The organism is Janthinobacterium agaricidamnosum (assembly GCF_003667705.1).
In the GTDB taxonomy this organism is placed as follows: Bacteria; Pseudomonadota; Gammaproteobacteria; order Burkholderiales; family Burkholderiaceae_D; genus Janthinobacterium.
On record NZ_CP033019.1, the window covers coordinates 4,621,803 to 4,634,002 of the forward strand.

Annotated in this window: 8 protein-coding genes and 1 tRNA gene; 6 read left to right on the forward strand and 3 right to left on the reverse strand. The window is 62.8% G+C overall.

All coding sequences use genetic code 11. From position 1 onward, the window contains the following. Positions 1-136 precede the first annotated feature (136 nt). A tRNA-Met gene (locus tag D9M09_RS20890) sits at positions 137-213 on the reverse strand. A 209-nt stretch (positions 214-422) separates the two neighbouring features. Here D9M09_RS20890 and D9M09_RS20895 point away from each other — a divergent pair. From D9M09_RS20895 to D9M09_RS20905, 3 genes are all read left to right on the forward strand, one after another. Continuing rightward, complete coding sequence (locus D9M09_RS20895; protein WP_034747557.1) at positions 423-1,001, forward strand: NUDIX hydrolase; 579 nt, start codon at positions 423-425, stop codon at positions 999-1,001. Positions 1,002-1,031: 30 nt separating this feature from the next. Then, positions 1,032-1,748, forward strand: a complete 717-nt coding sequence (aat, locus tag D9M09_RS20900) for a leucyl/phenylalanyl-tRNA--protein transferase (protein ID WP_121670282.1) — start codon at positions 1,032-1,034, stop codon at positions 1,746-1,748. 72 nt (positions 1,749-1,820) lie between these two features. After that, positions 1,821-2,543 carry an arginyltransferase gene (locus tag D9M09_RS20905; protein WP_070224525.1) on the forward strand — a complete coding sequence of 241 codons (723 nt, stop codon included), beginning with the start codon at positions 1,821-1,823 and terminating at the stop codon, positions 2,541-2,543. A gap of 351 nt (positions 2,544-2,894) precedes the next feature. Here the strand turns inward: D9M09_RS20905 and D9M09_RS20910 are convergent, their stop codons facing one another. Then, positions 2,895-6,218: a S41 family peptidase gene (locus D9M09_RS20910; protein ID WP_121670283.1), complete on the reverse strand. Its 3,324-nt coding sequence runs from the start codon at positions 6,216-6,218 to the stop codon at positions 2,895-2,897. A 203-nt stretch (positions 6,219-6,421) separates the two neighbouring features. Between D9M09_RS20910 and D9M09_RS20915 the strand changes: the two genes are divergently transcribed. The 3 genes from D9M09_RS20915 to D9M09_RS20925 all read left to right on the forward strand — a co-directional run bounded on the left by D9M09_RS20915 (position 6,422) and on the right by D9M09_RS20925 (position 11,235). Then, complete coding sequence (locus D9M09_RS20915) at positions 6,422-7,471, forward strand: quinone-dependent dihydroorotate dehydrogenase (RefSeq protein WP_121670284.1); 1,050 nt, start codon at positions 6,422-6,424, stop codon at positions 7,469-7,471. After that, complete coding sequence (locus D9M09_RS20920; RefSeq protein ID WP_121671176.1) at positions 7,471-8,517, forward strand: aldo/keto reductase; 1,047 nt, start codon at positions 7,471-7,473, stop codon at positions 8,515-8,517. The genes D9M09_RS20915 and D9M09_RS20920 overlap by 1 nt, the downstream gene beginning before the upstream one ends. Before the next feature lie 294 nt (positions 8,518-8,811). Then, positions 8,812-11,235 carry a TonB-dependent receptor plug domain-containing protein gene (locus D9M09_RS20925; RefSeq protein ID WP_121671177.1) on the forward strand — a complete coding sequence of 808 codons (2,424 nt, stop codon included), beginning with the start codon at positions 8,812-8,814 and terminating at the stop codon, positions 11,233-11,235. Between the two features lie 84 nt (positions 11,236-11,319). On the opposite strand, the gene D9M09_RS29785 is transcribed toward D9M09_RS20925, so the two are convergent. Continuing rightward, complete coding sequence (locus tag D9M09_RS29785) at positions 11,320-11,877, reverse strand: PEP-CTERM sorting domain-containing protein (RefSeq protein ID WP_240453434.1); 558 nt, start codon at positions 11,875-11,877, stop codon at positions 11,320-11,322. Between the last annotated feature and the right edge of the window lie 323 nt (positions 11,878-12,200).

The window sequence follows — 12,200 nt, forward strand, 5'->3', positions numbered from 1 at the left end:
TATATACCAGATTGTTGCGCGGCGTAAAGGGCATGATTTGACAATGTCATGCCTGCCCCAGATGCCGGAGTGTGCCGTTGGCCAGCAATGGAAAAAGCCGCTGATTCTCTTGCAAGAATCAGCGGCTTTCATATATTGGTTGCGGGGACAGGATTTGAACCTGTGACCTTCGGGTTATGAGCCCGACGAGCTGCCAGACTGCTCCACCCCGCACTCGAATTATAAGGGCAAGCGGGTGACTTAGGCAATAGCTATCTCAACTTCGGCTGTAATAGAGCTATTAAATTAAAATGCGTTAAAAAAGGTCGGCCAACTAGCAGCTGGCATTGTGTCCGCCCGTCACGCCACACAGCGCGCAATCGGTGTACAGTAAGCGTTACACTATCGTCTTGTCCGATGCCATCCCTACTCCAAGCCTGCCCATGAAATTCTGCTCCGAATGCGCCCACCCTGTCAGCCTGTCCATTCCGGAAGGCGACAACCGTCCGCGCTATGTCTGCGCCAACTGCGACGCCATCCATTACCAGAACCCGAAAATGGTGGTCGGCTCGATTCCCGTCTGGGAAGAGGATGGCCAGCTGCAGGTCTTGCTGTGCAAGCGGGCCATCGAGCCGCGCCTGGGCTACTGGACCCTGCCGGCCGGCTTCATGGAAAACGACGAAACGACGTCCGACGCGGCCGAGCGCGAAACGGTGGAGGAAGCGGGCGCGAATATCGAGCTGGGTCCCCTGTTTTCGCTGCTCAACGTGCAGCGCGTGCACCAGGTGCACCTGTTCTACCTGGCGCGCCTGCGCGACCTCGATTTCGCGCCCGGCATCGAAAGCCTGGACGTGCAGCTGTTTACGGAAGCGCAAATTCCGTGGGATGACTTGGCCTTCCCCACCATCCGCGCCACCCTGGAACTGTTCTTTGCCGACCGCGTGAAGATCCGCGAAGGCGGCAGCTATGGTGTGCATACGGGCGACATCACGCGCCCGATGGCGCGCGCGGATGCCGAGTAAGCCCCCATCACCCGCCATTTTTGACGCCGCATGATTCCCTGGCTCGACATCCACACACCGTTCCCCGACGTCTCGCGCGCCCTCACCGACGAGGCGCCCGGCCTGCTGGCGGCCGGCGCCGATCTGTCGCCCGCGCGCCTGCTCGACGCCTACCGGCGCGGCATCTTCCCCTGGTTTTCCGAGGGCCAGCCCATTCTGTGGTGGAGCACGGACCCGCGCATGGTGCTGATGACGGACGACTTCAAGGTCTCCGACAGCCTGGCCAAGGCGATCCGCAAGGTCGAGCGCAGCGCCGCCACGGACGGGCGCTGGCAGCTGCGCTTCGACGGCGATTTCGACGCCGTCATGCGCGCCTGCGCGGCGCCGCGCAAGGATGGCCCGGGCACCTGGATTTCCGACGAGATCATCGCCGGCTACACGGGCTTGCACAAGCTGGGCTACGCCCACTCGTCCGAGCTGTGGCTGGACGGCGAACTGGTGGGCGGCGCGTATGGCGTGTCGATCGGACGCATGTTCTATGGCGAATCGATGTTCGCCCGCGTCTCGGATGGATCGAAGATCGCGCTGGCCCACCTCGTGCGCTTTTTGCAGGCCCGCGGCGTGACCATGATTGACTGCCAGCAAGAAACGAAACACCTGGCCTCGCTGGGCGCGGCGCCCATTTCGCGCGCCCGCTTCCTGGCCCATGTGAGGAGCGCCATTGAAGCAGCGCAAATCACCGATTGGCATGCTGCGCCACCGGCGTAAAAAAGCTATGATAGCTCCAGGCACACCGCCAGGCACATTTCCATTGCTGCGGACAGACCAGACAGGATCAGCATGACGCACCTGAACGAACTACCGTTTGCCACCCTGCAGTTCTACACGACGGCACCGTATCCGTGCAGCTACCTGGACGACCGCCAGGCCCGCTCGCAGGTGGCCACGCCTTCGCACCTGATCAACAGCGACGTGTATTCGGAACTGGTGCGCAACGGCTTTCGCCGCAGCGGTATTTTCACCTACCGCCCGTATTGCGATGGCTGCCAGGCCTGCATCCCCGTGCGCGTGGTGACGCAATCGTTCACGCCCAACCGCAACCAGCGCCGCGCCTGGAACCGCCACGCCAACCTGCAGGCGGGCGTGGCCACTTTGTCCTTCCTCGACGAGCACTACGAACTGTATCTGCGCTACCAGAGCACGCGCCACGCGGGCGGCGGCATGGACCAGGACAGCCGCGACCAGTACGCGCAATTCCTGCTCCAAAGCCGGGTCAACACGCGCCTGGTGGAGTTCCGCGAGCCTGACGGCACCCTGCGCATGGTCAGCATCATCGACGTGCTGGCCGATGGCCTGTCGTCCGTCTACACGTTTTTCGATCCCGACGTGCCCGGCGCCTCGTACGGCACCTACAACGTGCTGTGGCAAATCGCCCAGGCGCGCGAACTGAACCTGCCTTACATCTACCTGGGCTACTGGATAGAACAAAGCCCGAAGATGGCGTATAAAATCAACTTCAAGCCGCTGGAAGCGCGGATCAAGGGACAGTGGGTGATCATGTAAGGTAGGTCGGATTAGCGCGCAAGTGCGTAATCCGACGCTGCAAAGCCAACAATGGTGTCGGATTACGCTGCGCTAATCCGACCTACCGGCGAACAATCGCGAGGGTCTGACCCATGCACTTCAGGCTTCTTACTTGCTTTTATCCGGAAACGCCGGACGTGGGCCGCACGGGCGGGTTCTTCGCCAGCGCTGGAAGCGCGTCAAGGGACAGCGGGCGATCATGTAAGGTAGGTCGGATTAGCGCGCAAGCGCGTAATCCGACGCTGCAAAGCCAACAATGGTGTCGGATTACGCTGCGCTAATCCGACCTACCGGCGAACAATCGCGAGGGTCTGACCCCTGCACTTCAGCTTACTTGCTCTTGTCCGGAAACGCCGGACGCGCAGGCCGCACGGGCGGCTTTTTCGCCAGTTCGGCCTGGATCACCTCGATCGCCTTTTCCAGCTGCGGATCGCGGCCGGCGATGACGTCGGCCGGCGTTTGCTCGACTTCGATATCGGGCGGCACGCCTTCGTTTTCCACGCCCCAGCCATTTTCGCGCGTCCAGAACGCCAGGTTCGGCGCCGTGATCGTGCCGCCATCCATCAGCACGGGGAAGCCGAGGATGCCCACCAGGCCGCCCCACGTTGCCTTGCCGATCAGCGGACCCATGTTATTTTTGCGGAACATCCACGGCAGCAGATCGCCGCCCGAGCCGGCCGTCTCGTCGATCAGCATGGCGCGCGGTCCCTGGATCGAGGCGGACGGCGTCTTCATGTCGGCGCCGTAGCGCATGGTCCACCAGGCGATTTCCTTCTTCTGCAGGATCTCGATGTAGTAATCGGCCACGCTGCCGCCACCGTTAAAGCGCTCGTCGACGATGATGGCCTGCCTGTCCGCCTGCGGGAAGAAATAGCGCTTGAAGTAGGTGTGGCCCAGCCCCGCCGTATTGGGCACGTACACGTACGCCACCTTGCCGTTGGTGGCCGCATTGACCTTGCGCATATTGCCCTCGATCCAGTCGCGGTTGCGCAAGGCATCCTCGGCCGGCACGGGCACCACGGTGATCGTGCGCGCGCCCTTGCCGTCGGCTGACGGCCCCACGGTCAGGTCGATGGCCTTGCCTGCCGTGTTCTCGAAGGCGCTGTACAGGTTGGTCGGCGGCAACAAAGGGCGGCTGTCGACGGCCAGCAGGTATTCGCCCGCCTTGACGTTCAGGCCCGGCTCCGTCAGCGGCGCGCGCAGGGCCGGATTCCAGTTCAAGCCGCCATACACCTTCTTGAAGCGGTAATGGCCGTCGCTCACTTCATAGTCGGCGCCCAGCAAGCCCCCCGGCACCTTCTTCGCCTCGATAAAGTCGTCGCCGCCGCCACCACGGTGGTGGCCCACGGCCAGTTCGCTGCACATCCACTGGATCAGGCGGTTCAGGTCCGCGCGGCTCGACAGCTCGGGCAGGAACACGGCGTACTTGTCGCGCATGGCCTTCCAGTCCACGCCATGCATGCCCGGGTCATAGAAGTAATCGCGGTTGATGCGCCACACTTCATTGAAAATCTGCGTCCACTCGGCGCGCGGATCGGCTTTCACTTCGATGGCTTCGACCTTGATCTTGCCTTCGCCCGGCGCCAGCAGCTTGCCCGTGGCGGAGCCCATGGCCCAGTTGTCCTTGTGGCGGTACAGCAGCTTCTTGCCGTCGGCCGACACTTCGAAGTCGTCCGCTTCCGCCACCACGGTTTCCGCCTTGCGCTCCTTCAAATCGAAGCGCTGCACGGCCTTCTTGCCGTCGCTTTCGCGCAACAGGAAGATCTGCCCCGCGGCGCCGGCCGTCAGGCTGGAGAACTGCGCGGCCGGCAGCGGCAGGTCGACGATGCGCGTGGCGATGCCGTCGAAATCGATGCTGATCGGCGCCACGGGCGCCACCGCCACTTTCGGGTCGTCGCGGCCCGTCTTCGGATCGGTCTTCGCTTCGCTCTTCGCGTCGTTTTTCGACTCGGCTTCGGCCTTCGCCGACTCCTTCCGGCTCTCCGCGCCGGCGGCCTTTTCCTCGTCGCTTTCCTTGATCAAGGGCGACGGCAAGTCGCGCCGCAGCACGGCCATCCACACGGTGCGCGTCACCAGGTTGTCTTCGTTCTGCTGCGAGAACCAGTTGTTGCTGGGGCCTGCGTTGGTCGACGCGAAGAAGTACAGGTATTTGCCGCTCTTGTCGAACACGGGCTGGGCCACGTCGGACAGGCCATCGGTCACGGGCATGGACTTGTTCTGCTCAACGGAATAGATGTAGGCGCTGCGCGTGTAGGTGGGCGAATTGAGCGTGTAGGCCAGCCAGCGCGAATCGGGCGCCCACGCGGCGCGCATGCTCTTGTCCACGCCATACATCGGCTCCGTGGCGATTTTTTGCAGCTTGCCGTTGCCGACGTCGATCACGTACATGCTCCAGCCATTGTCGGCAAACGCGATTTTCCTGCTGTCGGGCGACCAGACGGCGTTGTCATAGAAGCCGCTGCCATTGAGCTTGAACTTGCGCACGGCGCCCTTGCCGTCCTGCGCCCGCACGTGCAGCTCGTATTCGCCCGACTCGTCCGAGAAATACGCGACCGAGCGGCCATCGGGCGACCAGATCGGCGTGCGCTCGTGGGCGCCGGCCGTCTGCGTCAGGTTGCGCACGTCGCCCTTGTCGGCGGGGATAGTGACGATCTCGCCCCGGTACTCGAAGGCGATGCGCGCGCCCGACGGCGAAATCGACGCGTCGCGGATGTATTTCGCGTTCTTCACCCAGCGGGGCCGCGCCTGCCCCAGGTCGCTGGCCACGCCGATGGTGAGCTTGTGCGCCTGGCCGCTGGCGATGTCGAAAGAGTGCAGATACCCGGCCTGCTCGTAGACGATGGTGCCGTTCGCGGCCGACGCGTTGAGCACGGGGAAATCCGCGTGCCGCGTCAGCTGGCGCACGGCTTTCGTCTTGACGTCATACGCAAACAGGTTGAATTCGCCGTTGCGGTCCGAGCGGAAGTACACGCTGTCGCCTATCCATATCGGGTCGACGTCGTTCGAGCGCGTGGTCGGCTGGGGGATTTTTTCGATCGACTTGTCGCTGGACGAAAACAGCCACAGCCAGGAATTGGTGCCGCCCCGGTAGCGCTTCCACTGCTTGAAGGCCGGCATCAGGGGGTTGTAGGCGATGCGCTTGCCATCGGGCGAATACGTGGCACGCGAGGCATTCGGGATTTCCAGCTGCGTTTCCACGCCGCCCGCCACGGGCACCGTAAACAGCTTCTGGAAGCGGTTGTTGAAGGCGGCGCGGGGCGAGGTGAACATCACGGCCTGGCCATCGGGCGTGAACGATTGCGCCAGATCAACACCGGGGTGGAAAGTCAGGCGCCGCGGCACGCCGCCCGCCGCCGCGATCACATACACGTCGACATTGCCGTCGATGTTCGCGCTGTACGCGATCAGGCTGCCGTCGGGCGAAAAGACGGGATTCGATTTGTCGCCCAGGTCCGACGTCAAGCGCCGCGCGCCGCCGCCGTCCAAGTTGGACAGCCACAGGTCGCCCGCGTAGATGAAGGCGATGTGGCGGCTGGAGACGGCCGGTTCGCTCAGCATGCGGGTGTCTTGCGTATTGGGCAGGGCCAGGGCCGGGTGGCTTAGCAGCAGTGCGCTGGCGGCCGCGATGGCGGTCAGGATGCGTGTCTTTTTCAATCGATGTCTCGCTTATGAAGTAAAGGGAACAGGGAAGAAACAGGAAAGTCCAGGGCCCGATGCAGATTATCAAGGGATCAATATTGCATCAGACCAACAAGAACTATACACCCGGCCGCCGCGCGGAACACGGTAAAATACGGCACTTATTTCGCGCGCCGCCAGCCCTTCCCGGCGGCCCGCACACCTACTCAAAGCGCCCCATGTCTGAAAAATTCCTGTACTCCCTCGCCCGCCCGCTGCTGTTTTCGATGGATGCCGAAGCGGCCCACCATTTCACCCTGCCCGCCCTGAAACGCGCCAGCGCGCTGGGCCTGACGAAGCTGGCCGGCAAACCGGCCGCTGATCCGCGCACGGTGATGGGCATCACCTTCCCGAACCCCGTCGGTCTGGCCGCCGGCCTGGACAAGGATGGCGCCTACATCGACGCACTGGCCGACCTGGGTTTCGGCTCGATCGAAGTGGGCACCGTCACGCCGCGCGCGCAGGCGGGCAATCCGAAACCGCGCATGTTCCGCCTGCCGCAGGCGCAGGGCATCATCAACCGCATGGGTTTCAATAATGGCGGCGTGGACGCCTTTGTGGCCAATGTGCAGGCGTCGAAGTTTTACCAGAACCGCGCCGGCGTGCTGGGCCTGAACATCGGCAAGAACGCCGACACGCCCATCGAGCGCGCGGCCGACGACTATCTGCTGTGCCTGGAAAAAGTCTACCCCTACGCCAGCTATGTGACGGTGAATATCTCGTCGCCGAACACCAAGAATTTGCGCCAGCTGCAGGGTGCGTCGGAACTCGACGCCCTGCTGTCGCAACTGAAGGATGCCCAGGCGCGCCTGGCGGACAAGCACAAGCGCTACGTGCCGCTGGCCCTGAAGATCGCGCCGGACATGGATGGCGAACAGGTGAAAAGCATCGCCGAGTCGCTCACGCGCCACCAGATCGACGGCGTCATCGCCACCAATACGACCCTGTCGCGCAGTGCCGTTGAAGGCATGCAGCACGGCGCCGAAGCGGGCGGCCTGTCGGGCGCGCCCGTGTTCGAGCTGTCGAACAATGTGATCCGTTTGCTGAAGGCGGAACTGGGCGACGCCCTGCCCATCATCGGCGTGGGCGGCATCATGCAGGGCAAGGATGCTTTGGCCAAGTTCGAATCGGGCGCGCAGCTGGTGCAGCTGTACAGCGGCCTGATCTACGCCGGTCCCGCCCTGATCAAGGATTGCGCGCGCGCGCTGCGCGGCAAACAGGCGAAATGATCGCCAAGGTCAAGCTGGGCGCCAGCAGCCTGGAAGTGAGCACAATCTGCCTGGGCACGATGACCTTCGGCGAGCAGAACAGCGAAGCCGAAGCCCACAGCCAGCTCGATTACGCGCTCGAACGGGGCATCAACTTCGTCGACACGGCGGAGATGTATCCGGTGATGGCCAGTGCGCAAACGCAGGGCAGCACGGAACGCTACATCGGCAGCTGGCTGAAGAAAAGCGGCAGGCGCAGTCAGATCGTCCTGGCCAGCAAGGTGGCCGGGCCGAACTCGCGCATGCACTGGATACGCAAGGGCAAGACGGATCACGACGCGGTCAACATCCGCGCTGCCGTCGAAGACAGCCTGCGCCGGCTGCAGACGGAGCATATTGACCTGTATCAATTGCACTGGCCCAGCCGCAACCTGCCCATCTTCGGCGCCAGCGTGTACAACCCGCGCAAGGAACACGCGTCGGTCGCCATCGAAGAGACACTGGCCGTGCTGGGCAAGCTGGTCGAGGAAGGCAAGATCGGCCACATCGGCGTGTCGAATGAATCGTCGTGGGGCGTGTGCGAATACATCAAGCAGGCCGAGCTGAAAGGCTTGCCGCGCATCGTTTCGATCCAGAACCTGTACAACCTGACGGCGCGCCATTTCGAGACGAGCCTGCTCGACGAAACCTGCCACCGCGAGAACGTCAGCTTGCTGGCCTACAGCCCGCTGGCGTTCGGCCAGCTGACAGCGAAGTACCTCGACAATCCACAAGCCAGGGGCCGCCTGACGCGCTTCCCGGCCGGCTGGAGTCCCCGCTACGTGCGCCCCGCCACCATCGAGGCGGCCCGGCAATATGCGGCGCTGGCCCGCGCGCACGGCCTGACGCCGGCGCAGCTGGCACTCGCGTGGTGCTACTCGCGCTGGTTCGTCGCGTCGACCATCATCGGCGCCACCAGCGTGGCGCAGTTGCAGCAAAATATCGATGCGCATCACCTCACCTTGTCGCCGGAACTGGTGGCGGCCGTCGACGCCATCCACGCCAGTCTGCCCAATCCGGGACAGTAAGGCCCGCCGTCTGGCGGCGCATGCCGTCGCCAGGCTCCCCACGCTCATCGCAGATAGTCGTATTTATACAACAGCCGGCAATTTACTGCTGTGCAGCATTGCGGCCTTGCCGTGCCCGGTCGTATGCTGGAAACGAGGCCATATGCGCTACGCGCACCATGTTGACGTCTTTCAGATATTTATTGCATATCGATAGACAGAACGATTCGTAAGCACGCCGCGTGCCCACTGTTAATCTGATTGCATCACCGGACCGCCATGGTCCGCGCAACCACAACCGAAGAGATATCGTCGATGAGTTCAAGCAACGCCCGCTCCCAACTTCCCGCCCTCCCCGTAAAAACCGTGATCGCCGCCAGCCTGGTCGCCTGCTTCAGCCTGCCAATGCAGGCGCAGGCGCAGCAAGAGCTGCCGGCCGAAGGCGAATTGCAATCGGTGGTGGTCACCGGCACCTTCGCCAAGAACCGCCGCACCATCGATTCCGAATCGCCGATCGACATCCTGACCTCGCGCGACCTGCAAAGCACGGGTTCGGGCGAGCTGGCCACCGTGCTGGCGCGCCTGCTGCCATCGCTGAACTTTGCCCGCGCCACGGGCGCCGACGCCAGCGACGCCGTGCGTCCGGCGCAATTGCGCGGCCTGTCGCCCGACCAGACCCTGGTACTGGTGAACGGCAAGCGCCGCTATACCTCGGCCGTCGTCAACGTCAACGGCTCGCTGGGCCGCGGCTCTGCGCCTGTCGACCTGAACGCCATTCCCCTGGCCGCCATCGACCACGTGGAAGTGCTGCGCGATGGCGCGGCGGCCCAGTACGGCTCCGACGCGATTGCCGGCGTGATCAACATCATCCTGAAAAAAGGCGCGGCCGGCGGCGATATCGAAGTGGGTTATGGGCAGACGCAGGAACGCGACGGCAAGCAAAAATCCATCAAGGGTTCGGCCGGCTTCGCCCTGGGCGAGGACGGCTGGGTGCGCGTCTCGGCCGAAGTGGCGGAACGCGACCCGACCAACCGCGCCGGTGCCGATTTCCGCAACCCGCTGGAACCGCGCTACGGCAAGGTCAACCAGCGCTATGGCGACCCGGAAAGCAAGCCGGCAACGATTTTCCTCAACAGCGAATACCACATCAGCGACAACCTCGACTGGTATGCCTTCGGCAACTACGGCAAGCGCGACACGTCGGCCGCCGCCACCTGGCGCACGGCGCTGATCACGGACCCGAATAATTCGAAGCAGTTTGTCCAGCGCACGCCGCTCTTCCCGGAAGGCTTTTTGCCATTGCAAAACAGCACCCTGACGGACCAGTCCCTGGTGACGGGCTTGCGCGGCGAAGCGGCCGGCTGGCGCTGGGATGCCAGCCTCAATTACGGCAGCAACAAGTTCGAGCTGGACCTGGACAATACGGTCAACCAGTCGTTGGGCGCCAACAGCCCCACGCATTTCTATGCGGGCTCGCTGAAAAACGAACAGACCGTATTCAACCTCGATGCGGCGCGCGAATTTCCTGTCTCTTTCTTTACGGGTCCGCTGACGGTGGCCGTGGGCGCCGAAGCGCGCCATGAAAAATACAGCATCGGCGCCGGCGATGAAGCATCGTACACGGGCGGTGGTTCGCAAGGCTTTGCCGGCTTCCGTCCTGTCAACGCGGGCAGCCACTCGCGCCACAACGAGTCGGTCTATGTGAACCTGGAAGCGGAAGCGACGAAGAAACTGTCGGGCGGCGTGGCCCTGCGCCATGAGCGCTACAGCGATTTCGGCAGCACCACCTCGGCCAAGGGTTCGGCCCGTTATGCGTTCACGGACGCGCTGTCCCTGCGCGGCACCGTGTCGAGCGGCTTCCGCGCGCCGTCGCTGGCGCAGCAGTACTACACCATCACCACCACCAATTTCCAGGTCGTCAACGGCGTCAACACGCCGATCGAGACGGGCACCTTCGCCGTCAACACGCCGCAGGCGCGCGCTCTGGGCGCACAGGATCTGAAACCGGAAAAGGCACGCAACTACAGCCTGGGCCTGCAGTTCCAGCCAACCCGCAACTTCACCACGACGGTGGACGCCTACCGCATCGACATCGACAACCGCATCCTGTTCTCGGCCAATCTGGTCCTCAACAATGCATTGAAAAACGTCCTGGCCGCACAAGGCACGCCTGTGGGCTCGGGACGCTATTTCACCAACGCCGTCGATACGCGCACGGAAGGCGTCGACATCGTCAGCACCTACCGCATCGACCTGCAGGACAAGGACCGCCTCGACCTCACCGTGGCGTACAACCACAACAAGAGCACGGTACAGAAAATCGCCGGCAATCCGGACATCCTGACGGCCAACAACCTGAAACTGATCGACCGCCAGAGCATCGACCGCATCACGGTGGCCTCGCCGAAGGACAAGTTCAGCCTGGCCGCCGACTACGGCTTCGGCATCTGGAATGCGCACGGCGTCGTGACCCGCTACGGCAGCTTCACCGTGCCGCAGAACGACGTCAAGCTGGACCAGACGTATGACCCGCAATGGGTGCTGGACGTGTCCGGTTCCGTGAAACTGGGCAAGAACTGGCGCCTGGTGGCCGGCATCGACAACGTCACCAACCGCTATCCGGCGCAAGTGACGAGCGCGGGCAACCTGAACGTCAACGGTACCCAGCCCTACAGCATCTTCGCGCCGAACGGTTTCAACGGCCGCTATTACTACGCCAAGGCTGGCTATAGCTGGTAAATACCGCTCCGCCATGCAAAAAGCCCGCGCATCTTCCGATGCGCGGGCTTTTTTTCATGTCTTGCGCCCGCAGGCGCTGCAGGCTCAGGCGCGGCGGCGGCGCGCGGCAAAACCGACCAGGCCCAGGCCCAGCATCAACATGCCGTAGGTCGCTGGCTCAGGCACGGCCGAGACGGAACTGTAGGCGCGGAAATTGCTCAGGCCGCGCGGCAGGTTGTTGATGGTGATAAGCGTATTGGCGGCCAGCGGCGCGTCCCAGTGGAACAGCAGTTCGCCACGGCCATAGTGCACGGCCAGGTAGTCAAAGCTGGACTTGACGGTGAACGAACCGGACTTACCGCTTTCCAGGTCGCCCTGGGCGGCAAAGACCAGGGAACCGGTGCCGCTGGATGGCAGACCAAACTTGCTGCTGACCAAGCTCTGGATGGCGGCCGCGCTTTGCGGGCCAGACGGGTTGGCGCCGTCAAACACCCAGACCGAGTCCGCTGCCACGCTGCCGTAGGTGACGGTCTTGCCGCCCACCAGGAAGCCGCTCATGGCGGGATCGGTGATTTCCACCCAGTTCGCCGCCTGGGCCAATGGCGCCAGGCAAGCCGAGACAGCAAGGCAGAGACCCAGCACAGCATGTTTAGTCGTGTTCATAATTTCCCCTATTGATAAATTTCAAAAAACACAATATTGATTATATTTTTGTTATATTTTTTTGCGATTGAGCAAAAGATATCATTCAGGAAATCAAAATGCAATAAAAGAAACAAATTTTACCATTGGCATTTTTAATCGATCTCACCAGTTTCTTGCCGAGTCCGGCTATCAAGGGGCTTGCCACCCTCCTTGCCATGACCAGGCGCTGGTCTGGGAAGCAGGATTGTTGTAGATCGGCACATGCCAAGCGGCAATGGCAAGCCTGCAGGTATGCGTGGTCATCCTGACACGCAATCGGCTACCATGGGGTTTACTCTTCT